Annotated in this window: 19 protein-coding genes; 10 read left to right on the top strand and 9 right to left on the bottom strand. The window is 37.2% G+C overall.

What is annotated here, in order from left to right; genetic code table 11:
* The first annotated feature begins 14 nt into the window (after positions 1-14).
* From ACZ9HT_RS04285 to ACZ9HT_RS04250, 8 genes are all read left to right on the top strand, one after another.
* Positions 15-1,691, top strand: coding sequence for a 2-oxo acid dehydrogenase subunit E2 (locus ACZ9HT_RS04285; RefSeq protein WP_476039223.1), 1,677 nt, complete (start codon positions 15-17; stop codon positions 1,689-1,691).
* A gap of 243 nt (positions 1,692-1,934) precedes the next feature.
* A complete protein-coding gene (locus ACZ9HT_RS04280; RefSeq protein WP_476039222.1) occupies positions 1,935-2,603 on the top strand; it encodes an ABC transporter ATP-binding protein in 669 nt (222 codons plus the stop codon).
* Positions 2,604-2,617: 14 nt separating this feature from the next.
* Positions 2,618-3,175 (top strand): murein L,D-transpeptidase catalytic domain-containing protein, encoded by a 558-nt coding sequence (locus ACZ9HT_RS04275; RefSeq protein ID WP_476039221.1) that lies wholly within the window; start codon positions 2,618-2,620, stop codon positions 3,173-3,175.
* A 15-nt stretch (positions 3,176-3,190) separates the two neighbouring features.
* Positions 3,191-3,868, top strand: a complete 678-nt coding sequence (gene radC, locus ACZ9HT_RS04270; protein ID WP_476039220.1) for a RadC family protein — start codon at positions 3,191-3,193, stop codon at positions 3,866-3,868.
* On the top strand, positions 3,865-4,740 hold the full coding sequence (locus ACZ9HT_RS04265; RefSeq protein WP_476039219.1) for a hypothetical protein: 876 nt from the start codon (positions 3,865-3,867) through the stop codon (positions 4,738-4,740). The genes radC and ACZ9HT_RS04265 overlap by 4 nt, the downstream gene beginning before the upstream one ends.
* 34 nt (positions 4,741-4,774) lie before the next feature.
* On the top strand, positions 4,775-5,284 hold the full coding sequence (locus tag ACZ9HT_RS04260) for a DUF7935 family protein (RefSeq protein WP_476039218.1): 510 nt from the start codon (positions 4,775-4,777) through the stop codon (positions 5,282-5,284).
* An 8-nt stretch (positions 5,285-5,292) separates the two neighbouring features.
* Positions 5,293-5,904 carry an inorganic pyrophosphatase gene (locus ACZ9HT_RS04255; protein WP_476039217.1) on the top strand — a complete coding sequence of 204 codons (612 nt, stop codon included), beginning with the start codon at positions 5,293-5,295 and terminating at the stop codon, positions 5,902-5,904.
* Between the two features lie 144 nt (positions 5,905-6,048).
* Positions 6,049-8,793 carry a sodium-translocating pyrophosphatase gene (locus tag ACZ9HT_RS04250; RefSeq protein WP_476039216.1) on the top strand — a complete coding sequence of 915 codons (2,745 nt, stop codon included), beginning with the start codon at positions 6,049-6,051 and terminating at the stop codon, positions 8,791-8,793.
* A gap of 78 nt (positions 8,794-8,871) precedes the next feature.
* Here ACZ9HT_RS04250 and ACZ9HT_RS04245 read toward each other — a convergent pair whose 3' ends face one another.
* From ACZ9HT_RS04245 to ACZ9HT_RS04205, 9 genes are all read right to left on the bottom strand, one after another.
* Positions 8,872-9,873 carry an NADP-dependent oxidoreductase gene (locus ACZ9HT_RS04245; RefSeq protein WP_476039215.1) on the bottom strand — a complete coding sequence of 334 codons (1,002 nt, stop codon included), beginning with the start codon at positions 9,871-9,873 and terminating at the stop codon, positions 8,872-8,874.
* 19 nt (positions 9,874-9,892) lie between these two features.
* Complete coding sequence (locus ACZ9HT_RS04240; protein WP_476039214.1) at positions 9,893-10,339, bottom strand: VOC family protein; 447 nt, start codon at positions 10,337-10,339, stop codon at positions 9,893-9,895.
* A gap of 240 nt (positions 10,340-10,579) precedes the next feature.
* Positions 10,580-12,598 (bottom strand): heavy metal translocating P-type ATPase, encoded by a 2,019-nt coding sequence (locus ACZ9HT_RS04235; RefSeq protein WP_476039213.1) that lies wholly within the window; start codon positions 12,596-12,598, stop codon positions 10,580-10,582.
* A gap of 21 nt (positions 12,599-12,619) precedes the next feature.
* Positions 12,620-13,888, bottom strand: a complete 1,269-nt coding sequence (locus tag ACZ9HT_RS04230; protein WP_476039212.1) for an efflux RND transporter periplasmic adaptor subunit — start codon at positions 13,886-13,888, stop codon at positions 12,620-12,622.
* A gap of 5 nt (positions 13,889-13,893) precedes the next feature.
* Positions 13,894-18,258: a CusA/CzcA family heavy metal efflux RND transporter gene (locus tag ACZ9HT_RS04225; RefSeq protein WP_476039211.1), complete on the bottom strand. Its 4,365-nt coding sequence runs from the start codon at positions 18,256-18,258 to the stop codon at positions 13,894-13,896.
* A gap of 143 nt (positions 18,259-18,401) precedes the next feature.
* Positions 18,402-18,728, bottom strand: a complete 327-nt coding sequence (locus ACZ9HT_RS04220) for a DUF6660 family protein (RefSeq protein ID WP_476039210.1) — start codon at positions 18,726-18,728, stop codon at positions 18,402-18,404.
* Positions 18,729-18,795: 67 nt separating this feature from the next.
* The gene (gene rlmF, locus ACZ9HT_RS04215; protein WP_476039209.1) at positions 18,796-19,758 is read right to left on the bottom strand and encodes a 23S rRNA (adenine(1618)-N(6))-methyltransferase RlmF; all 963 of its coding nucleotides are present in this window, start codon (positions 19,756-19,758) and stop codon (positions 18,796-18,798) included.
* Between the two features lie 1,426 nt (positions 19,759-21,184).
* The gene (locus tag ACZ9HT_RS04210; protein ID WP_476039208.1) at positions 21,185-21,391 is read right to left on the bottom strand and encodes a hypothetical protein; all 207 of its coding nucleotides are present in this window, start codon (positions 21,389-21,391) and stop codon (positions 21,185-21,187) included.
* A 177-nt stretch (positions 21,392-21,568) separates the two neighbouring features.
* On the bottom strand, positions 21,569-22,591 hold the full coding sequence (locus ACZ9HT_RS04205) for a hypothetical protein (RefSeq protein ID WP_476039207.1): 1,023 nt from the start codon (positions 22,589-22,591) through the stop codon (positions 21,569-21,571).
* Positions 22,592-22,693: 102 nt separating this feature from the next.
* On the opposite strand from ACZ9HT_RS04205, the gene ACZ9HT_RS04200 reads away from it, so the two are divergent.
* The gene (locus ACZ9HT_RS04200; protein WP_476039206.1) at positions 22,694-23,014 is read left to right on the top strand and encodes a transposase; all 321 of its coding nucleotides are present in this window, start codon (positions 22,694-22,696) and stop codon (positions 23,012-23,014) included.
* On the top strand, positions 22,966-23,838 hold the full coding sequence (locus tag ACZ9HT_RS04195; protein WP_476039205.1) for a transposase: 873 nt from the start codon (positions 22,966-22,968) through the stop codon (positions 23,836-23,838). Before ACZ9HT_RS04200 ends, ACZ9HT_RS04195 begins: the two co-directional genes overlap by 49 nt.
* Positions 23,839-24,127 lie beyond the last annotated feature (289 nt).

The following is a 24,127-nucleotide window of genomic DNA, read 5'->3' as shown; positions in this document are numbered from 1 at the left end:
AACAAATTATAATTATGGCAGAAGTAATAACCATGCCCCGACTTTCTGATACGATGACGGACGGAAAAGTGGCTAAGTGGCACAAAAAAGTAGGCGACCAGGTAAAAGAAGGCGATATTTTAGCAGAAATTGAAACCGATAAAGCGGTGCAGGATTTCGAATCCGAATTCAATGGAATGCTTCTTTATGTTGGAACGGAAGAAGGAGGTTCTTCACCGGTCGATTCTATTTTAGCCATTATTGGAAAGGAAGGCGAAGATATTTCTGCTTTGAAAGGTGGTGATTCTGAGGATAAAAAATCAGATACTGCTGACCAAAAACCGACAGAAGAAAATAAAACTGAGGAAAAAGTTTCTACCGATGAAACTTCTAAACCTGATGATAATAAGGCATCTGCAGAAATTATAGAAGGAGTTGAAGTGATCACAATGCCCCGACTTTCAGATACGATGAGCGAAGGTAAAGTTGCGAAATGGCACAAAAAGATTGGCGATACTGTTAAAGAAGGCGATATTCTCGCTGAAATTGAGACCGATAAAGCCGTTCAGGATTTCGAATCCGAATTCAACGGAACATTACTGTATGTAGGAACTGAAGAAGGTGGCACAAGTCCCGTTGATGCAGTTTTAGCAATTATAGGTCCGGCAGGAACCGATGTTTCCGGAATTGTTTCTGGTGGTGGAAAAAAAGCTGACACTCCCAAAGCAGATGATTCCTCAAAAAAATCTGAAGAAACTAAGGAAGCACCAAAAACTGAAGAATCCGAAAATCCAAAACCGGTTTCTACAGGAAATTCCGAAAGAATTGCGATCTCTCCTTTAGCTAAAAAAATGGCAGAAGACAAGGGTATCGATCTTAATGCTTTAAAAGGTAGTGGAGAAAATGGTAGAATTGTAAAAAAAGATATCGAAGGATTTACGCCAAGTTCGAAAGAAGTTGCTGCAAATACTCCGCAACAACCTACAGTGTCTGCTGAAGCCCCGGCTCAGCCGACCATGAATTTCGTTCAGGGCCAGGATTCAGAAACTCCAAATTCTCAGGTGCGGAATATCATCGCCAAAAGACTTGCTGAAAGTAAATTTACAGCGCCTCATTATTATCTGATCGTCGAGATCAACATGGATAAAGCGATTGAAGCTCGTAAAGAAATCAACGCTTTGCCTGATACCAAAATTTCATTCAACGACATGATCATCAAAGCGACTGCGATGGCTTTAAGAAAACATCCGCAGGTTAATTCAAGTTGGCAAGCAGATAAAATCATTCACCACGGAAATATTAACGTTGGCGTTGCAGTGGCAATTCCAGACGGTTTAGTTGTTCCTGTATTGAAAAATGCAGATCAAATGAACTACAATCAAATTTCTGCAGGCGTAAAAGATATGGCCGGAAGAGCAAAGTCCAAAGGTTTAAAAGCCAATGAAATGGAAGGTTCAACATTTTCCGTTTCTAATTTAGGAATGTTCGGTATAGAAACCTTTACTTCCATTATTAACCAGCCCAATTCTGCGATTTTGTCAGTAGGTGCGATCATTGAAAAACCCATTGTAAAAGACGGACAAATTGTTGTCGGGAATACCATGAAACTTTCTCTCGCATGCGATCACAGAGTAGTAGATGGCGCGACTGGGGCACAATTTTTACAGACTTTAAGAACTTATTTGGAGCAACCCTTATCGTTGTTACTCTAGGTTTTAAATTATAGTTATACGATCCTTTCAATTTATTTTGGAAGGATTTTTTATTAGGGCGCAACCATTGCCAATTCTTTGGCCATTTCCTGGGTCGGTCTGCGTGCAGTCGCTGTTTCTAAATTAGGCGGCGGCAAAGCCTTCGCCTAATTTAGAAACGAGCTCCAACAATGCACTTCGCCCTTGCGCAAAAAGCCGGGAAATAACGCGCAGATTACAATCATTTTCCTTATTTTTGAATCCATGATTAAAGCAAGCAATATTCATAAATCTTACGGGAATTTAGAAGTTTTAAAAGGAGTTGATATTCACATTCAACAAGGTGAAGTGATTTCTATTGTTGGTGAATCCGGCGCCGGAAAATCAACGCTTTTACAAATTCTTGGCACCTTGGATACGCCGTCTAAACCGAAAGATTTTAAAACTGAAATTGAATTGGCAGGACAGTCTTTCATCAATATGAGTGACCGTCAACTATCTAAATTTCGCAATCAAAATATTGGTTTTGTATTTCAATATCATCAGCTTTTGCCCGAATTTTCGGCTTTAGAAAATGTGCTTTTGCCAACAAGAATTTCCGGTAAAAACGAAAAAGAATCTTTAGAAAAAGCTTATTCTCTTTTCGAGGATCTCAATATTGCCCATCGCCTTCACCATAAACCTAACGAAATGTCGGGTGGAGAAGCACAGCGGACTGCGGTTGCAAGAGCACTCATCAATTCGCCGAAAATTATTTTTGCCGATGAGCCGACAGGAAACTTGGATTCAAAAAATGCCGACGATCTTCATCAGCTGTTTTTTGATTTAAGATCAAAATATAATCAGACCTTTGTCATCGTTACTCACAACACGCATCTTGCCGATACTACAGATCGTAAACTCGTGATGAAAGATGGACAGATCATTTACTAAATCTAAACAGAAATTTGAAAAAGTTATTTCTTTTAGGATGTTTTCTTTTTCTTTGTGCGGCATCGGCACAAACGATAAATACTGCGAAAATAGCTGATGTAAGAAATTTTATCAAAGGAAAAAACTACAATCAAAATCTGGCGATATTTATAGATTTCAGAATCCCTTCCGGTAAATTTAGATTTTTCATTTATGATTTAAAAAATGAAAAAATTGTAGAAAAGGCGATCGTCTCTCATGGTTCCGGCTCCGAAATCGCTAGTTCTGCCAGTTTGAAATTTAGCAATATCGAAAATTCTTATCAAAGTTCTCTAGGAAAATATGAGATTGGCAATTCCTACGTTGGAAAGTTTGGTAAATCTTACCGCTTAAAAGGACTCGACAAAACAAACAGTAATGCCCTTAAACGCGCAATTGTCATGCATCCTTTTCCCTGTATCAAAAATGATGAAAGTTCGACGCCTGCTTGTCTGAGTTTAGGCTGCCCGATGCTTTCTAAAGATTTTTTCAACACTGCTGCACGATATATCGATGCCTCTAAACGACCTATAATTTTGTACGCCTATTATTAAAATGTAAATTGCAGAATGTCTATTAAATTTCTTGCCGAAGATGACCGACCGCGGGAAAAGTTTTTACTCAAAGGTAAAAATGCACTTTCTGATGCCGAGTTATTGGCAATTATAATGGGCAGCGGTAACCGCGAAGATTCCGCCGTGGAATTAGGCCGAAAGATCTTAGATTCTGTCGGAAATAACTGGCATAATTTATCCCTTCTACAAATTTCGGATCTGTTGAAATTTAAAGGTGTCGGAGAAGCCAAAGCGATATCTATTGCAACGGCGCTCGAAATTGGCAGAAGAAGAGCGGCACAGGAAGTACCCGAAAAAATTCAGATCAATCAAAGCTCCGATATTTATAAAGTTTTGCAACCTCATTTAGGAGATCTGCAGACCGAGGAATTCTGGGCTATATTTCTAAACCAAAGCAACCGTATTCTGGGAAAATCGAAACTTTCATCCGGCGGAATAAACCAATCTGTTGTTGACGTAAGAATTTTATTCAAAACTGCTATCGAGCACTTTGCGACAGGAATTGTGATTGCCCACAATCATCCTTCCGGTAATTTGAAACCCAGTCAGGAAGATCTTAAAATCACGAAACAAATTGGTGAAGGCGGTAAGATTCTGAACATTCAGTTGCTGGATCATTTAATTATTGCTCAAAATTCTTATTTGAGTTTCTCCGACGAAAATTTATTATGATTAGAAGACTTCAATACAAAGAAATAGATTTTTCTAAGTATCAGAAATGCATCGACAGTTCTTTGCAGAGAAATATTTACGCCGACAGAGAGATTTTGGATACGCTTTGTGAAACCTGGGAACTTCTTGTTGATGATGATTATGATTTCGTAATGCCTTTACCTATTAAGAAAAAATTAGGCTTCAAGATCGTGCTCATGCCGCTTTTTTGTCAGCAACTGGGCGTTTTCGGAAAGACGAAAAATGAGCAGATCGAAGTGCAGTTTCTAGATTATCTTCAAAAAAATTATAACGTGTTCTCTTATTCTTTTAATTTTCAAAACGCTTTTCTTCCTGCGCTTATAATGAAAAAGAATTATTTTATTAGTAAGCAGGAATACCCATCTTTACGGAAGAATTATTTCAAAGGCCGGAAATCGACTGTAAAAACGGCGCAGTATTTAAGTTTCAAAGAAGTTAAAAGGGAAGAGGTATTATCATTTATCAGAGCTAACTTCCGAGGTTTAGAAAAAGAAAAGGATCTGGATAAATTCTTCACTTATATTAAATTCCTCGAAGATAATAAGCAATTGAAGATCTTCGCCTCTATTAAAGAAGATGCTCTTACCAATCTGGCCATTATTATCGATAAACAAGACCGTTATTCTTTACTCGGACTCATCAATAATGATGATTATAAATTAGATAATGGCGCGTCGTTCTTAATAGACCGCATTCTTCAGGAGAGTATTCAGGAGCGATCATTCGATTTTATGGGCGGAAATCTACGTGGAATTGAAGTCTTTTTTAAGAGTTTTGGCTCAGAACTTCAAGAATATCCCATCCTGGAATATTCTAAAAAAGAATTGATGAGAAACTTCTTTAAGAAGTAGCAAATAATTAGTATTTTTGCATCCTCAATTTGTTATGATCGATTCACCTTATTTCCCGTATGCTTTTGCGCTTTTGATTGCGTTGCCCTTCCTCATTTTTATGAGACAGTTCGTTTATACTTACATCAAACTCAAAAATCAGGAAATACGGTTGTTAACGATAAAAGGAAATTCGGAACAGCGCGTACATGCGTACGAACGAATCACTTTATTTCTGGAACGGATGAAACCATCAAATCTGGTGACGAAATTTGACCGGAGTTTAGCACCGCACGAATACGTTTTTCTCGTCGAAAAAACCATTAACGAAGAATTTGACTATAACGCTTCCCAACAACTTTATTTAACGAAGAATTTGTGGAAGAACGTGGTCAACTGTAAAAATAATACGCTGCATATCCTTCATAAAACCTACGAAAACTTAAATGATAATTCTACTTTAGATGATTTTAAGACGGTTTTTCTGATGAATTATATGAACGACGCTGATTTTATTTCGCAGACCATCGAAGATTTAAGAAAAGAAAACTTAATTGTAAATTAAATAAATAAATGATACCAAATTTTAAAGCGCATCCCTGGCATGGAATTTCTGTAGGCAGCGAAGCGCCAGATATTGTAAATGTTTTTGTAGAGATCGTACCAAGCGATACTATTAAATATGAAGTGGACAAAGAGAGTGGTTATTTAAAAGTTGACCGTCCGCAGCAGTTTTCTAATATTATTCCGGCATTGTACGGTTTTATTCCAAGAACTTACTGCCATGATGAAGTTTTGAAGTTAGCCATCGAAAGTGGTGCAACCGATGTTACAATGGGCGATCTTGATCCACTTGATATTTGTGTTCTAAGCTCTCACAACATCCACTCCGGTGGAATGTTACTGGAGGCGATCCCAATTGGAGGTTTCAAAATGATCGACGCAGGAGAAGCTGATGATAAAATTGTAGCAGTAATGAAAGGGGATCACGCTTTCGGACATTTCCGCGATATCGAAGATCTACCACAGGCAGAAGTTAAAAGATTAATGCATTACTTTTTAACCTATAAAAATTTACCAGATGAACCGGCAAAATGTCGTATTCAGGAGGTTTACGGTTCAGCACATGCCAAAAAAGTGATCCAGGCTTCTGAGCAGGATTATGCAAATAAATTCGGAGGGTAAGTCCTCTTATTTTCACCAAGTTAAAGGACAGATTTTCAAATCTGTCCTTTTTATTTTTACCAAAAATATTCGTGAAGTTTAAAATAAATTTGTACTTTCGGTTCTCGTTTTAATTAACAAAACATTAACATTAAATAATAAACTATGAATTTATTTTATTTAGTACCAATTTTTGGTATTATTGCCCTGATCTACACCTTTATTCAGAGTTCCTGGGTCACAAAGCAGAATGCGGGGAGCGCACGTATGCAGGAGATCGCCGGTTACATTTCTGATGGAGCCATGGCATTTTTGAAAGCGGAATACAAAGTGATGGGCTATTTCGTTATTATCGTTGCCGTTTTACTTGGTTTAATGGGTGCTTCAAGTTCCAATTCTCACTGGAGTCTGGGATTATCATTTATTTTAGGTGCTATTCTTTCTGCTTCGGCAGGTTTTATAGGGATGAAGATCGCAACCAAATCAAATGTTAGAACTGCCGAAGCTGCAAAAACTTCTCTTTCAAAAGCCTTGAAAGTTTCTTTCACCGGAGGTTCCGTTATGGGAATGGGTGTTGCTGGTTTGGCCGTTTTAGGATTAGGTTCATTATACTTGGTTATTAAACAAATTTTTGCGCCGGATGCTGTTGCCAATTCTCATGAAATGGAAAAAGCGATTGAAATCCTTACCGGATTTTCTTTAGGTGCCGAATCTATTGCTCTTTTTGCCAGAGTTGGTGGAGGAATCTATACGAAAGCTGCCGATGTTGGTGCTGATTTAGTTGGAAAAGTAGAAGCCGGTATTCCGGAAGATGATCCAAGAAATCCTGCAACGATCGCAGATAATGTTGGAGATAACGTTGGAGATGTTGCCGGAATGGGCGCCGATTTATTTGGTTCTTACGTCGCCACCGTTTTAGCGACCATGGTTTTGGGTAACGAAACGATTTCGAATGATCTTTTCGGAGGTTTTGCACCCATCCTTTTACCAATGTTGATCGCCGGAACAGGAATTATTTATTCCATGATCGGAACATTATTCGTGAAAGTTGGTGAAGCGGTAGAATTAGACACCGCACCAATCCAAAATGCTTTAAACTTAGGAAACTGGGGAAGCATTATTTTAACCGCTATTTCTTCCTACTTTCTGGTAAATTATTTAATGCCGGAAACCATGACTTTAAGAGGACACGAATTCACCAAGATGGGAGTTTTCGGAGCAATCATTGTCGGGTTGATCGTAGGAACTTTAATGAGCATCATTACAGAATATTACACTGCAATGGGTAAAGGACCGGTTAAAAGTATTGTGAAACAATCTTCTACAGGTCACGCAACCAATATTATTGGCGGACTTGCCGTAGGAATGGAATCTACTTTTTTACCAATTCTGGTTTTAGCCGGTGGTATTTACGGTTCATTTCTTTGTGCTGGACTTTATGGTGTAGCAATTGCTGCAGCGGGAATGATGGCTACAACAGCAATGCAGTTAGCGATTGATGCATTTGGACCAATTGCAGATAATGCAGGTGGAATTGCAGAAATGAGCGAATTACCAAAAGAAGTTCGGGAAAAAACAGATATTTTAGATGCGGTAGGAAATACCACTGCAGCAACAGGAAAAGGTTTCGCCATCGCATCTGCAGCTTTAACGGCTCTTGCATTATTTGCAGCATTTGTTGGAATTGCAGGAATCGACGGTATTGATATTTACCGTGCTGACGTTTTAGCAGGTTTATTTGTGGGTGGAATGATTCCATTTATCTTCTCATCATTAGCGATCAAAGCAGTGGGAACTGCAGCAATGGCAATGGTAGAAGAAGTTCGTCGCCAGTTCCGCGAAATTCCCGGAATTTTAGAAGGTAAGGCCACACCGGAGTACGACAAATGTGTAGCGATCTCAACAGATGCTTCCATTAAAAAAATGATGCTTCCCGGCGCCATTGCAATTGTTTCTCCTTTATTAATGGGCTTTATTTTTGGGCCAGAAGTTTTAGGTGGATTTTTAGCAGGAGCAACCGTTTGTGGAGTTTTAATGGGAATGTTCCAAAACAATGCAGGTGGCGCCTGGGATAACGCTAAAAAATCTTTTGAACAAGGTGTAGACATCAATGGACAAACTTATTACAAAGGTTCGGAGCCGCACAAAGCTTCTGTTACTGGTGATACCGTAGGTGATCCATTTAAAGATACCTCTGGACCATCGATGAATATTTTGATTAAATTAATGTCGATCGTTTCTTTGGTTATTGCCCCAACTTTGGCGGTGATGCACAAAGATCAAATTCAAGAGAACAGAAGAGAAAAAATAGAGTCTTTAAACAGAATGGCCGCAATTACTGCAGGAACTGCCCCCGTTTTAGCGCCAGGAATGAACGCCGGAACACCAATGGCTGCTCAGGAAATTATAGGGACTATGAATGCTGATGGAGATTTTGTTTATGATACCGGAAATATTCAGGAAGTAAAATTAGCTAACAAATCCATTCCAATGGGCGAGAACAGTCAGTTATATGCTTTATACAACGGCATTCAGCTACAGGATAAAACGATTTTAAATAACGACAAATGGTACACGATTGAAAATTTATTTTTCCAAAGTGGAAGCAGCGATTTAAAAGCGGGATCAGAAACACAGCTGAATAATTTAGCCGAGATCATGAATAATTATCCAAATCTTAAAGTGAAATTAGGAGGTTATACAGACAATACCGGAACCGAGGAGACCAATTTGAAACTATCAAATTTACGTGCACAAACAGCGAAACTGAAATTATTGGAAATGGGAATTTCCGGTGATCGCATTGAAGCTGAAGGTTACGGATCTGCTTTTCCAGTTTGCGAAAATAATGATACAGATGAGTGTAAAGCTCAAAACAGAAGAATCGATGTGCGGGTTTTAAATTTCTAGCACCATTTCAAAATAAAGAAAATCCCAGCTGAAAAGTTGGGATTTTTTTGTGCTCAAAAGTATATTATTAACTGATGTCTATTTGATTTTGATCACCACTTTGCCTTTTGCATGGCCACTTTCAATATGTTCGAATGCCTCATTGGTTTCCTCAAACGGATAAATTTTGTCGATAACAGGTTTGATGGTTCCTGCTTCGATCAATTTTGTGATTTCCTCCAATTGAGTTTTGCTCGAATGCATTAACAGAAAAGAATAGTCAACTCCATATTTTTTGGCATGTCGACGAACTTTTGCACTCATAAATCGAACCCCCAATTTCATGATCCAGTTAAGATTATTTTCTTCTGCAAATTTCGGATCGGGTGGTGCAGAAATTGAAATAATTTTTCCGCCTTTTTTCAAGATCTTCATTGATCGTATTAAGGTTTCTTCGTCCTGCGTATTTAAAACCAGATCGTAATCCTGCAGGATTTCTTCGAATTTCTGAGTTTTGTAATCGATCAGAATATCGGCACCAAGATCTTTCAGCATTTGAAAACTTTTGGGGCTCGCCGTTGTTGCCACTGTTGCTCCCAAATGTTTGGCAAGTTGAATGGCAAATGTTCCAATTCCACCGGAACCCGCCTGAATAAATACTTTTTGATCTTTCTTTAATCCGGCTCTCTCGAAAATTTGCCAGGAAGTAAGTCCAACTAAAGGTATAGAAGCTGCTTCTTCCATCGTAAGGTTGCTCGGTTTTAGCGCAACATCATTTTCATTTAAAGCAAAATATTCCGCTAAAGTTCCAATACCACTTTTTTTATCCGGACGAAAATAAACGGCATCACCAACTTTAAAATTTTTGACTTTGGCTCCGATCTTTGCCACTATTCCGGCACCATCATTTCCTAAAATCAGAGGAAATTTATAATCCAGAATTACTTTCATATCGCCGTGCTTCACCTTAAAATCAATTGGATTTAAACTGGCGGCTTTCATTTCAATTAAAACATCGTTTTCTCTTAAAGCCGGTTCCGGTAGTTCACCAAACTGCAGCGGTGTTTTTTTATCGTACTTGTTAATGAAAAATGCTTTCATGCTTTTGAATTTGAGGGTTTTAGAGATCTTCCGAAGATGTTTCGACGTTTTCCCAAAGTTCAATCTTATTTCCTTCCGCATCTAAAATATGAATGAATTTTCCATATTCAGAAACATCCAGATCATCTAAAATAGTCACGCCATTGGCACGCAATTGATCGATGAGACCTTCAATATTCTGCACCCGATAATTGATCATGAACTCTTTTTTAGAGGGTGCAAAATAATCGCTTCCCGTTTTAAAAGGACTCCACTGCATTGAATTTGTTTCTTCAGGATCATCAATATTCTGGGAATAAAAACTAGAACCCCACTCATTGATATCAAATCCAAGATTTTTTGCGTACCATTCCCGGGTGGAATTAGGATCATCAGAAAAAAAGAAGATTCCGCCGATTCCGGTAACCTTTGGAACCGCCTTACTTTTTAAATCTGCTGAGTTGTTATCGTTTGTTGAATCGCTCATGATCGTTAATTTTTATTTTAATTAGTGAAATTTTTCGTCAGAGTTTATAGAAGTTGACATTCAAGATAGGTTTAAAAAAATGGATGCTTTATGAACTAAAAAAGGATAACGCTACTTATCCTTTTAAAATCGATATTCATATTTTTTTATTCTAAAAACCAATATACTTGACAAATGTACAACTAAGTCTTAAGAAATCTAAAAAGTTAAGTTTTGCATTAATATTGGTCTCCAATCTGTTTAAAATTTCATTCTTTGAATTCGAACCGCATTTAAAATCGCCAGTAAGGCAACTCCAACATCTGCGAAAACGGCTTCCCACATGGTTGCAATTCCACCTGCACCTAAAACCAGAACAATTGCTTTAACCGCAAAAGCGAGGTAAATATTTTGCCACACAATTTTTCGGGTTTGCTTCCCGATATTGATCGCCATCGGGATTTTACTAGGCATGTCATCCTGAATAACAACATCTGCAGTTTCAACAGTCGCATCACTTCCTAGTCCGCCCATCGCAAAACCGACATCGCTTAAAGCCACAACTGGAGCGTCGTTTACACCATCGCCCACAAAAGCGACGGTTTCGTTTTTCGCTTTTATTTCCTGTAATTTTTTTACTTTATCTTCCGGCAAAAGATCGCCGAATGCATTTTCGATTCCCAGTTCATTCGCCACAAATTTTACAACCGTTGTTTTATCGCCGCTCAACATCGTAACTTTAACGCCTAATTCTTTCAACTTTTCGATGGTTAGTTTTGCGTCTTCCTTAATACTGTCTGCAACGGTTAAATAGCCCACAAATTTTTGATCGTACGCAATCGCTATCAAGGTGTAAACAATTTTACTAACATCAATATCGGATTTGATATTGCACTTATCCATCAGTTTAAAATTCCCGACCAAAAGCTCTTTTCCGGAAACTGTCGCTTTCAAACCATGTCCGGCGATCTCTTCTACATTTTCTAATTTTATTTCGGAATTAATTTCTCCCACATATTCGTGAATCGCAGTGGCAACGGGATGTGTACTTTTACTTTCTAACGCGTTCACCATTTCTAAAATGTTGGCCTGATCAAAATCGGGATCAAAAACGACTTCCTGAACTTTAAAAACACCTTCGGTCATGGTACCGGTTTTATCCATCACCACATTTTGAATTTTGGAAATAACATCTAAAAAGTTACTGCCTTTAAATAAAATTCCGTTCTTACTCGCCGCTCCGATTCCGCCGAAATAACCTAAGGGAATACTAATTACCAAAGCGCACGGACAGGAAATTACAAGAAAGACCAAAGCGCGATATAACCAGTCAGAAAACACATAATTTGCTACAAAAAAGTAGGGTAGAACGGTAATAAGAATCGCCAATAAAACGACAATTGGCGTATAGATCTTGGCAAATTTCCGGATGAATAATTCTGTTGGCGCTTTTTGAGAGGTTGCGTTTTGAACCAATTCCAGTATTTTACTCAGTTTGCTATCAGTAAAAACGGTTGTTACTTTTACCTGAGAAACGGTGTTGAGATTGATCATTCCCGCCAAAACGGTTTCGCCTTTTTTCTTGGTGTCGGGTTTACTTTCACCAGTTAAAGCTGACGTGTTAAACGAAGCACTTTCAGAAATCAATTCACCGTCTAACCCTAATTTTTCCCCGGATTTTAATTGAATGATCGCACCGATCTCTACGGTTTCGGCCTTTACAATTTCTGGTTTATTATCTTTTAAAATGGTAACCTCATCGGGTCTTTGATCCAGTAAACTTTTAATATCCGCCTGAGCTCTGGAAACTGCCATCGTTTGAAAAACCTCGCCCACTGCGTAAAATAGCATTACTGCAACACCTTCCGGATATTCGCCAATAACAAAAGCGCCAACCGTTGCGATGCCCATTAATAAGAATTCTGAAAAAAATTCTCCATGGATGATGCTTTTATAAGCTTCCTTTAAAACAGGAAACCCGACAGGAATATAAGCGACTCCGTACCAAACAATTCTAACCCAGTCTTTAAAAAAATCCGGTTTCAAATAATGATCGAAAAATAAGGCTGCCAAAAGTAAAACCAGAGAAATGATGATCGGTAAGAACATTTTAAAAGAACCGTCTTCTTCGTGACTGTGGTTATGACCGTCGTCGTCGCTGTGTTGCTGCGGCTTTTTATTGTCTAATAATTTTTCTGCGCCTGCATCTTTGTAGATCTTTTCTTCCTCGGTGCAGCAAATTTGTTTTCCGTTCTTATCGTAAATATGTTGATGTGCCATTGTTCTGTAAGTTTGTATTTTTTAATGTTCGTGACCGCCACCGCCGGATAATTTGGCATTAATGAAAAATGCACCTTTTGTTACGATCTGGGAATTTTCAGGAATTTCCTCAATAAAAGTGAGCGCGGTATATCCCATATTACTAACGCCTTTGATGATCTGGATCCTTTCAAAATTAATACCACCTTTTGCTTCCTCTTGATGAGTTGGGCCTTCTTCAGCAGCGGTTTTTTCTTCTTCTTCAGAATGAACTTCCGGCTTTTTATTCGTGATGATGAAAATATAATCTTTTCCTTCTGTATTTACAACGGCTTCATTCGGAACCGCGGGTGCCGTTGCATCATTCAGGCTCACGATTCCGGTAATATTCATGCCGTCGATCAATCCGGCTTTATTTCCAGTGACTTTGCAATGAATCGCGATCGTTTTACTGTCATTTTCGAAGGAGGAACCAATGCTGAAAACTTTGGCGTCATATTCCATAGTGGGATTGTTGGTCAAGGTAAAATGAATGACCTGACCGACCTTCAATTTGGGCAGATCTTTTTCAAAAACCTGTAGATCTAAGTGTAAAGAACCGTTATCCACGATCTCCGCGACCGGAGAAGAAACATCAACATAACTTCCTAATTTTGCGAAAACATTGCTCACCACGCCGTTCAGCGGACTCGTTACGACCAATCTTGATTTCAGTTTTCCGTTGGATAATGAACCTGCGCTAATTCCCATTAATTGAATTTGCTGCTGCAAAGATGATTTTCGAGTGCGAAGATTTCTTAGTTCTGCCGTTGCATTTTGTAAATTTTTCAAAGCTCCCGCATTTCCAGCATTTAATTCTTTCTGGCGGCGTTCTTCCTGTTCGGCGAAAGTAATTCTTCCGATTGTAGTCAAATAATCCTCCTGAAGTTGAATAAATTGGGGATTTTCGATTGTTGCAATCACCTGTCCTTTTCTTACAAAACTTCCAATTTGAACGTTAAGCGTTTTTATAACGCCGCCATATAAAGATGTCGCGTTTCCCTTGCTGTTATTCGGCACCGTAAGCATTCCGTTGGCTTTAATGGTTGCGGTTAATTCTTTCTCTTCTAATTTCCCGAACTCGATGCCAACTTTATCGATCTGCTCCTGAGTCAGTGTTGCAATGTTTGAAGGTTCTTCCTCTTGGTGCTCGCCTGATTTTTCGGTTGTGGATTCTTTTTTTGAATTTTCTTCTTTGGTGCAACTGTTTGAAAAGCACATGAACATTGAGAAAAATAGAAATCCAACTGCTTTTTTTATATTGATAAACATACTGATTATTGATTTATGATTGAGTTGATATTGATGACAGACTGATTAACCTGCTGAATACTTTTCAGATAATTTAACTGAATATCTGTGGCCGTTTGCAAAGCGTAAAGATATTCCACGTAACTTATTTCACCCACGCGATATCCGAGTTGTGCCGCGAAAACAATGTCTTTTGCATTCGGTAAAGCTTGATCCAAATAATATTGATATTGCTGAACATCTTGCTCATATTGTGATAGGGCATTTTTAAACTTTGTTTTAAGTTCCAGCTTTTCTTGTTCTGCAGTGGCTTCAAAAGCTTTTTTAGTAAAATCATAAGCGTTGAGTTTTGCTTTCGTTGCGGTAAAGATCGGAATGGAAACTCCGATATTAACGTAATGAAACCGTTTCTCCGCGCCATAAAATCTTTCCGGACCATTAATTTCATAATTTCCGATAAGCGACTGATTCGTGTATCCAAGCGTAAGGTCAGGCAAATTCCTGGCTTTTTCTACCTTTTTATTTTGTTCCGCGATTAAGGCTTCCTGATATAAAATTTTTACAGAAGGATTATTCTCAATAGAAGAACTTTCGAGTACATTACTCACCAGCATGGGTTGATAATTTTTCTCTTCTTCAATGCTAAAAGATTCTTCAGTATTCATTAAAGCCTGCAAACTTTGATACGCATTTTTGAGGTAAACGTCGTTCTGTTTTAGCAACAAATAGATCTCGCCTTTTTTCGCTTCTGCCGTGCTGATCTCGACTTTTTTAATGTCGCCGACTTTAAATCTCAGTTTCGCAACGCGGATAAAATCATTGTACAGACTGTCTAAATAAACCAACTGACTTTGATTGTGCTGCAAATACTGGATTTGATAGAAATACGTTCGAACCTGATTTTTAATTTCCAGTTGAGACAGCTCGATGTTGATTTCTTTGCTTTTTACTTCTGCATTTATTAGTTCCTTTTTTGCGCCAAACAAAGTAGGGAAGGGAATCGTCTGCGAGATCTGGAAAGACTGATCAAATTTTTCACTGCTGTACTGTCCTAACTGCGTGCTAAAATTCAGTTTCGGAATTTCACCCGACGTTTTTATCAAACTTTTTTTCGATTCTAACTCTAAATTTTTCGCCTTGATCTTTCCGTTATTTTGAAGCGCAATTTCTATAGCTTCCTCGATTCCGAGAACTTTCTTTTCCTGTGCATTTAGACTGAAGCTCCATGTAGAAAGCATCAGAATCATTATTGCTGTTACCGATTTCATTTTTAATTTTTTTCTGAAATTGAATTTTGAATTGAAGATGATGTACAACAATGGAAGTACGAATAAAGTTAGAAATGTTGCCGTAATTAATCCACCAATCACGACTGTCGCTAAAGGTTTCTGAACTTCTGCACCTGCACCATGAGATAATGCCATTGGTAGAAATCCAACACTTGCAACAGTTGCCGTCATTAAAACGGGTCGTAATCTTTCTTTCGTCCCTTCAAAAACCCGTTTGAAAATATCGGTAACGCCGTCTTTTTCCAGTTGATTAAAAGTTCCAATGAGTACAATTCCATTTAGAACTGCTACCCCAAAAAGGGCAATAAAACCAATTCCTGCACTAATACTGAAAGGCATATCGCGCAAAATCAACGCGAAAACTCCACCGATCGCACTCATCGGAATTGCCGTGAAAATTAAACTTGCCTGTTTTATGGAATTGAAAGTAAAGTAAAGCAGAGAAAAAATTAAAAGAAGCGATAATGGAACCGCGATCAACAATCGTTTGGTAGCTTTCTCCAGATTTTCGAATTGTCCGCCGTAAGTGAAATAATAGCCGCTTGGTAATTTGATCTGTTGATCTAATTTTTGCTGAATTTCTTTCACAACACTTTGAACATCTCTGTTTTCAACATTAAAACCGACATAAATTCGTCTTTTACTCGCTTCCCGACTGATTTGCGCAGGTCCCAATTTATAGTCAATTTTAGCGACTTGTGACAAAGGAATTTGATTTCCCGTATTGGTTGGGATCATCAGATTGCTCACATCATCGATATCGGTTCTGTAAATACTGTCTAATCTTACGACGAGATCGAAACGGCGTTCGTTCTCAAAAACCTGTCCGGCACTTTTACCTGCAAAAGCGGTACTTACGACGTTATTTACATCTTCTACATTCATCCCGTAATTCGCCAGGCGGTTTCTGTCGTATTCCACATTGATCTGTGGTAGTCCGTTAATTTGTTCAACTTGCGGTTCCGTCGCGCCATCTACCGTTTGTATGACCTGACTGACTTTCTTCGCATAAATAGAAAGACTGTCTAAATTTTCCCCAAAGATCTTCACCGCGACATCTTGCCGGATTCCGGTCATCAATTCATTGAAACGCATTTGGATGGGCTGGTTTTTTTCAAAGAAGATTCCGGGAATAACCTCCAATTCTTCAGATATTTCATTAGCGAGGTCTTCGTAACTTTTTTTAGTTTTCCACTCTTTCTGAGGTTTTAAAACAATGATCAAATCACTTGCTTCCGGCGGCATTGGATCGGTCGGAACTTCTGCAGCCCCGGTTTTTCCAACTACCATTTTTACCTCATCAAATCCTTTAATTATTCTTGATGCCTGAGATGATGTTTCGATACTTTGACTCAAAGAACTTCCTTGTGGTAAAATACAGTGAAAGGCAAAATCACCTTCCTGTAACTGGGGTATAAATTCGCCACCCATATTTTTGAAGAGCAATAAACTGATGGCAAATAAAGCTACGGTTCCGCCAACGAGCCAGTATTTAATTTTGATGGCTTTCTCTAAAAGCGGCTGATAAATTTTATGTAAAAAAGTCATCATTTTATCGGAGAAGGTCTTTTTGTGAGAAACTTTCTTCGATAAAAATAACGCACACATCATAGGAATATAAGTGAGCGACAAAATTAAAGCACCTAAAATTGCAAACCCAACCGTTTTTGCCATTGGCGTAAACATTTTTCCTTCTACTCCGACTAAAGTTAAAATGGGAATGTAAACGATAAGGATGATAATTTCCCCAAATGCTGCACTATTCCGAATTTTGGAGGCAGAAAGAAAAACCTCCTGATCCATTTCGGGCTGTGTTAATTTGTTGAGAGATTTACGTAAACCCAAATGATGAACCGTCGCTTCAACAATGATCACGGCGCCATCCACAATTAATCCAAAATCAATTGCTCCTAAACTCATTAAGTTGGCAGAAACTCCGAAAACATTCATCAAACCTAAAGCGAAAAGTAGTGATAATGGAATTGCAGAAGCTACAATTAATCCCGCCCGAAAATTCCCAAGGAATAAAACAAGGACAAAAATAACGATCAATGCGCCTTCAATCAAATTGGTTTCTACCGTGCTCATCGCGCGATCGACCAGTTCTGTCCGGTCCAGAAACGATTCTATCACCACATCGTTCGGCAAAGATTTTTGGATTACAGGAATTTTTTCTTTGATGCGTTTTACAACCTCATTACTATTTTCTCCTTTCAACATCATTACAACGCCACCAACGGCGTCAACTTCGCCATTGTAAGTCATGGCTCCGTAACGAACTGCACTGCCAAAGCGGACATCGGCGACATCTTTAATAAAAATAGGGACACTTCCTGTTGAGTTCTTAACGCTGATGTTTTCTACATCTTCCAGTGATGTGACCAAGCCAATTCCACGGATAAAATAAGCATTGGGTTTCTTATCGATGTAAGCGCCGCCGGTATTTTGATTATTTTTTTCGAGCGCGGTGAAAATATCGGTAATGCTGACTCCCATTGATCTTAAGCGATTGGGATCTACGGAAACTTCATACTGTTTTAATTCTCCACCAAAACTGTTGACTTCTGCAATTCCTTTTGTACCATTAAGTTGTCGCGCAACGATCCAGTCCTGCATTGTTCGCAGATCTTTAGCGTTGTATTTACTTTCGCTGCCTTTTTTCGGATGCAAAATATACTGATAAACTTCACCTAAACCCGTACTAGCGGGACCTAATTGGGGAGTTCCAATTCCTTGCGGAATATTTCTTTCGGCTTCTTTTAATTTTTCGTTGACGAGTTGCCTGGCAAAATAAATGTCGACATCTTCCGCGAAAACAACGGTAATTACAGATAGTCCAAACCTCGAAATACTTCGGGTTTCCTCTAAATCGGGAAGATTTGCAATGCTTTGCTCAATAGGAAAAGTAACCAGTTGTTCAACTTCCTGTCCCGCCAAAGTTGGACAAACGGTGATGATTTGCACCTGATTATTGGTGATATCGGGAACAGCATCGATGGGTAATTTAGTGGCGCTCCAAACTCCCCAGATAATGAGGAAGAGCGTCATGATCCCAATAACGAGCTTGTTTTTTATACTAAATTTTATAATACGATCTAACAAAATAAATGGAATTAAAGATTAATATGTATCGTTTTGAATCCAATTTGTGGGCACAAAAAGGATTGCTAATGTCAAAAAACTTAAATACAGAATTTAACGCAGCGCGAAAAGCCTGTATAAATAATACATTAGCGAAAAAAATATTAAGCAATAATTTGTGGCGGGTGCCAAATATTCCCGGAGTAACTGGAAATAATAGTAAGATTCCGAAGTGGAAATTTAATGTTAGAAACGATGGAAACTTTCATCTCCTTAAAAGTGTGAAGCGTATACTTCAGATCAGCAGTGGTGCTGCAACAGTTACAGGTACAAAAAGGACTGCAGAAATCGGAAGTGTCGCCTTTGTGATCATGTGATTCTGAAACCGAAACTTTTTGCCGGTCATTTTGCCATTCCGTTAAAGTATCGCTGCATGGCACTACAGATAGTGCCACGAGATAAATACTAAATAGAAATGCTAAAATCCTCATGGGGTCGCAAGTTAGGTATTATTTATTTTTAATGTTTAATTTGGGTAAAATAGTTGAAATAAAATTTTTATTCTTTCCACCGGGTTTCTCGCCACTCTTTTTGCTCCTCTTTGTTAAGAAAAGACCAGGCAACAATTCTGCTCGATTTATTGCCGGTTCCAATAGGAATTGTTTTGATCTGAGTAACTTCCATTTCATCCAGAGATTTGTAAATTCCTTTGAGATTGGATTTTTTAGAGACCAAAGTTGAGAACCAGTAGCAGTTTGTCGCAAATTCTTTACTCTCCCTGATCATATTGTGAATAAAAGTGTGCTCGCCACCTTCGTAAACCAATTCACTGCTGATTCCTGCAAAATTGAGTGGCGGTCTTAAAGTTTTTTTGCCGGAAAGATTCAAAACTTTTCTTCTGCTGCCTTTCTGAGCTTCCTCAGTGGAGGAATGAAAAGGTGGATTACAGATGGAGAAGTCAATTTTTTCCTCACTTTCCAGAATACCTTTAAAAAAAGATTCGCTATTTTCCTGTAATTTGATTTCAATTTTACCTTGAAGCGCCTCATTTGTCGCTACAATATTCGTTGCAGATTCAACCGATTTGGGATCAATATCGGAGCCTATAAAATTCCAGCCATATTCTGTAACGCCGATAATGGGATAAATACAGTTCGCACCAACGCCAATATCAAGACCAATAATTTTCGCACCGGTTGGCGTAGTTCCAAAATTACTTTGGGTGACTAAATCTGCGATGTGATGAATATAATCAGCTCTTCCGGGAATCGGTGGACATAAATTTTCCTCCGGAAAATCCCAGTTTTTAATTCCGTAATAATGGTGGAGTAGCGCCTTATTAAGAAGTTTTACCGCTACCGGACTTGCAAAATCTACTGATTCTGCGCCATGATTATTGGGTGTTATGTGGTCCGCTAATTCAGGAACTGCAATTTTAAGCGCGTCTAAATCATATCGTTCCCGATTTTTATTTCGGAGATGAAGTCTAATTTTTTCTGGAGTATTTTGATCTGCTGACATTTACGGTAGTTTCTTGTTTGAGTTTTGAATATTACTATTCTTAAAATAAAAAATTCTGAAATTGAAGTTGCGTTGAAAGTTTAAATAAAAATCTTTCCCGTCAAAAACTAATTTCTTTTTGCAAATATAAATGATAAGTCCCGAAGAATCCTCAAATTATTAAATTCTGTAGAAAATTAAAAAGTTAGATCGAACTATTTGCACATACATTTTACTTTACACTGTAATCCGCAGACATTTAATATCGTTTTTTGAAGAGTTCCGTTTAAAATTATTATTTGGACATGTAGATTTTCGATGTAAGTGAATCGGTAATAATAAATTAAAGATTCAATGGTTCTGGTCTGGGTCATTAATCTATAAGTCTTAAGATTTTCTTCATTTGTAACTTCAGTTTTCCAAAGTGAGCTATTCATTTTGCGGATTGGTAAAGTTCTGGGCAAAGTAAGGGTGAAGCTTACAACAGTCAGAAAATTTATAAAAGATGAAGTCTTTGATTTAGCAATAAACGGTCATTTTTCCAAATCGATATTAGCTTAGGTTTTTATCTATTCGATTCGTTTCTTTTAACCACTTTTCGGAAATTGAAAAATAGTATTATTGAAGCTAATAAATAAATGGTTGAGAAAGAAAGAAATGTTGTTATTGGATTAAGATCTTCATAAAATTTGCCAATTATCGTAACGAAGAGAAAATAAATCACAACAGTTAATGGTATTCCTAAAAATGTAAGGAGTGAATAATAAAAATTAGTTCTAATCCGATCTATTAAATTTAAAAAAATTGGTAAGGAATATAAAATCATTCCAATTAAATAGACAAACGAATAAGCCAAATTCAATACCAGATAGAGAATTTCCAGCAAATTTTCGAAGAAACTGCCCTCAGTAGACTTCGTTTGCATAAATGAAAACCTATAAATAAAGTATAAAATTATACCTATCAGAATATTAATTAACCAAGTCTTAAATATTATTTTTTTCACGATGGTTAAATTAGTAAGTTTTTCATGGAGTTGCGGTAAATTTCACAAATTCTGCTAACGGGTGGTCATTTCTGCAGGCGGAGATTTTTAAAATACATCTTTGTAAATATAATAAATTGAATAATTAGTAAAAATCTTGATGATAGAAACTTCCGTCCCACTAATAGAAATAACGTGTTACCTACAGGTCTTATTATCTTTGCCTCACCCATAATCCCGAATTTAGAAAACTTAATTGTACTAGATAATCTTCCTTTGTTAAATATTGAAACCATCTTTTATATTTCCGATTCCTGAAGTCATAAATATTAATAATAAGATAGGGATTTTCAAGATTTTTTTTACTTAGTTCGATATTGAATCTTTTTATTTCAGGCATTCCTTTTTTGTACGTGTAATAATCAAAGTTTAAATAAAATTTTTCGTTGAGATTTTGAAAGTTTAATTTTCATATTCAGGAGTAATTAAATCTCCAGGATAATAGTTAACATCTATTTTTTCATCTCTTTCTTTACTGTTGTTACTTAAATTTATGCTTGTAATTTCTCCATTTATGTTTTTGTCATTTACTTGAAGAATAACATTGAAATTTTGTCCAGTAATTTTTGTAAAAGTCAACAATAAAAATATAAATAATATTATTTTCATCACTCTTTAATTTTAGAAACTCCTTTGTTTAGACTTGTAGGTAACGTTTTGCGTATTGGTGATGGTGCGGCTTTATCGCGCACTTTTTCTTTTATAAACTAATCTTCGGAATATCTAAAATTATTAAACTTGCGATTCCTCCGCACTATTGCCAATACGATGTTAGCAGACGTATTTTTACCAAGTTTTCTTGTCATCATAGTCAGGTTTGTCTAAATATTCCATTACGAATTTACTCATTTTGGGTTTTAATTTTGCATATAAATCGTTATAAATTGGATTTTTATATTTGTGGATAGCCTTGAATACAAATTCTTCGTTATATCTAAAATACCAAGTATCAGGATAATTTTTTTTGTCTAATATTTTCAATAAAAGGTTTAAACTATTTTTATTTTTATATTTAGCAATTGCACGACAATAATACTTTAAATCTTCTGACGATGATTGTTCCTTTTTTTTAATCGTTTTGTCGAAGTATTTTTCCAAAGTAGAAAAATATATTTCATTTGGATTTTCTTCGATAGATTTAAAAATCCAGTCCTCGCAAGGATTTTCAAGTTTATCAAAGATGTTTTTTAGAAAGATTAGGTCTTCTTGTTTTTTAAATTTTGATAACGCATAACATGCTCCTAATTGAATACCGCATCTATCTGTTTTTAATTTAGACCTTTCCTTTATCAATGAGTAATACCTTTCGTTTGGTTCAACATCTTGTATCATCCAATTTGAAACATTTAAATAAGAGTGTTTGGTTAAAACACTATCAACCAAAATATTTTTCTGTATTTTAGAAAGTTTTCTACTGTCTTCTGCTTTTCTAATAAGTAAATCTGAAACCATAAAACTACCGCTCGCATCTTCGTAATACCACCACGTAACTTTTGTGGTGTCATTAAGGTGTTTTAAAAGAACTTTAAAGTAATCCTTTTCGTTTTTATTTACAATTGTTTTATATGCAATAACACGTAAAATAGGATTTTCACAATTGAGCAATTGATTTAACTCTTTTTTACTACAATTATCTCTAATATATTTTATAGCAACGGTGTCGTCTGAAGGAAGTTTCTTTTCTGAAGCAAGACTTTTGAGATGTTTTCGCAATGGCGAATTAAAGTCAGAAATTTCAATAGAATATTGCTTGTCATTGTTGCAGCTTAATATTGTTGAAATGATAAATATGTACAATAATTTTCTCATAATATGGCTGCCAGCGTCAGTCTGTGAAAAAACCTCCGCTTATTACTTTCAAAAATAGCTAAATTATTTTAATAATACGGGAGTATATTCGTATATTTAATAATGCAACACATCACTGGAATAGCCCGCAATCAAATGGTTTTCATGAGTTTAGAAGATTCCATTTCTGAAGATAATCCAATTCGTTTTATCGATGCTTTTGTGGAGAATATCGATTTAAAAGCATTAGGTTTTGAACTTCAAACCCTCAAAACGGAAGGACGACCGAGTTTCAAAACGCAAACATTTCTCAAAATCTATTTGTATGGTTATCTCAATGGACTTCGAAGTTCACGGAAACTCGAAAAAGAGTGTGTGCGCAATATTGAACTGCAATGGCTTTTATTTGGACTTGTACCCAATTACCTCAGGGACAAGTGGTAGAAGTGAGTTATAATATTCAAGCCGCTGTTGATGACAGGTACAATTTAGTTGTGGCTACACACACCATTAATCGTAATGATCGTAATGCTTTGAGCGCAATTGCAATTGAAGCTAAGGGGAATTTGGGCGTTGAAACATTCACTGCTTTAGTTGACAAAGGGTATCACAACGGTCGGGAAATCACCCGTTGCAAAGAGGAAAATATAATCACCATTGTTGCGCATCCAGATCAGGGAAAAAGCAACGAAAATGGCACTCAACCAGATTATTTTGTTTCAAAATTCATTTACAATACAGATGATGACACTTACACTTGTCCGGCAAACCAAGTTTTAAAAACCACCGGACGATGGCACAAGAAAACCCGCGATAGAGACAGCTATGACTTCAAAAAATACCGAACCCCAGCTTGTAAAGAATGTCCCGTAAAATCACTTTGTACGAGCAGAACAGGAGGCCGGGAGATTGACAGAAGTCAGTATGCCGATGCTGTTGCAGAAAACAATCAGCGCTACCAAGCCAATGCGAAATTATACCGAAAGCGGCAGGAGATCAACGAGCATATTTTCGGAACAATCAAAAGACAGTGGGGTTACAATCACACGAATTTAACGGGATTAGAAAAAGTAAATGGAGAACACAGTTTAATTATGCTGGTGTACAACATCAAACGCGCGATGAATATTCTGGGCGTTCCGGACTTAATTGCCAAATTGAAGAACTGGAAATCACCTTACAAAGCGAAAGATTGTTTTGTTTTTAAAACGACTTATTTTAAGCCTTTTATAATCTTATTCAAAAATAGATTATCAATTGCCGCCTAAAAAATAGCTGGTCTTAAAACGCATTTATTGAGGCGTGAAAGGTTCGTTTTCTTAAGAAATTATAGGAAAGCTGAGTTTTTTCACAGCCTGACGTTTTTCGGCTTGGCGATGGTGGGGCTTAATATGCCAAATCTTTCTATTATAAATTAATCTTCGAAATATCTAAAATCTTTAAACTTGGCGAAAAATCCCGTACTATTGCAAAACCGCCTTAAGTTTGTTTTTAATATATTTATATACTAATCAGAAAGAACAAAAGAGAGGATAAAGGTTTACGATAACCGCAGGA

This window comes from Chryseobacterium sp. UYP7, assembly GCF_056279225.1.
The sequence above is the reverse complement of the archived record's forward strand: the minus strand, read 5'-3'. Positions and strand labels throughout refer to the sequence as shown.

Excerpts from the sequence above, each read along its gene's own strand:
- ACZ9HT_RS04255 (WP_476039217.1), top strand. The coding sequence starts at position 5,293 with ATGATACCAAATTTTAAAGCGCATCCCTGGCATGGAATTTCTGTAGGC.
- ACZ9HT_RS04205 (WP_476039207.1), bottom strand. The coding sequence starts at position 22,591 with ATGAGAAAATTATTGTACATATTTATCATTTCAACAATATTAAGCTGC.
- ACZ9HT_RS04195 (WP_476039205.1), top strand. The coding sequence starts at position 22,966 with ATGGCTTTTATTTGGACTTGTACCCAATTACCTCAGGGACAAGTGGTA.
- ACZ9HT_RS04265 (WP_476039219.1), top strand. The coding sequence starts at position 3,865 with ATGATTAGAAGACTTCAATACAAAGAAATAGATTTTTCTAAGTATCAG.
- ACZ9HT_RS04210 (WP_476039208.1), bottom strand. The coding sequence starts at position 21,391 with ATGAAAATAATATTATTTATATTTTTATTGTTGACTTTTACAAAAATT.
- ACZ9HT_RS04260 (WP_476039218.1), top strand. The coding sequence starts at position 4,775 with ATGATCGATTCACCTTATTTCCCGTATGCTTTTGCGCTTTTGATTGCG.
- ACZ9HT_RS04230 (WP_476039212.1), bottom strand. The coding sequence starts at position 13,888 with ATGTTTATCAATATAAAAAAAGCAGTTGGATTTCTATTTTTCTCAATG.
- ACZ9HT_RS04245 (WP_476039215.1), bottom strand. The coding sequence starts at position 9,873 with ATGAAAGCATTTTTCATTAACAAGTACGATAAAAAAACACCGCTGCAG.
- ACZ9HT_RS04280 (WP_476039222.1), top strand. The coding sequence starts at position 1,935 with ATGATTAAAGCAAGCAATATTCATAAATCTTACGGGAATTTAGAAGTT.
- ACZ9HT_RS04200 (WP_476039206.1), top strand. The coding sequence starts at position 22,694 with ATGCAACACATCACTGGAATAGCCCGCAATCAAATGGTTTTCATGAGT.
- ACZ9HT_RS04240 (WP_476039214.1), bottom strand. The coding sequence starts at position 10,339 with ATGAGCGATTCAACAAACGATAACAACTCAGCAGATTTAAAAAGTAAG.
- ACZ9HT_RS04285 (WP_476039223.1), top strand. The coding sequence starts at position 15 with ATGGCAGAAGTAATAACCATGCCCCGACTTTCTGATACGATGACGGAC.
- ACZ9HT_RS04250 (WP_476039216.1), top strand. The coding sequence starts at position 6,049 with ATGAATTTATTTTATTTAGTACCAATTTTTGGTATTATTGCCCTGATC.
- ACZ9HT_RS04235 (WP_476039213.1), bottom strand. The coding sequence starts at position 12,598 with ATGGCACATCAACATATTTACGATAAGAACGGAAAACAAATTTGCTGC.
- radC (WP_476039220.1), top strand. The coding sequence starts at position 3,191 with ATGTCTATTAAATTTCTTGCCGAAGATGACCGACCGCGGGAAAAGTTT.
- ACZ9HT_RS04220 (WP_476039210.1), bottom strand. The coding sequence starts at position 18,728 with ATGAGGATTTTAGCATTTCTATTTAGTATTTATCTCGTGGCACTATCT.
- rlmF (WP_476039209.1), bottom strand. The coding sequence starts at position 19,758 with ATGTCAGCAGATCAAAATACTCCAGAAAAAATTAGACTTCATCTCCGA.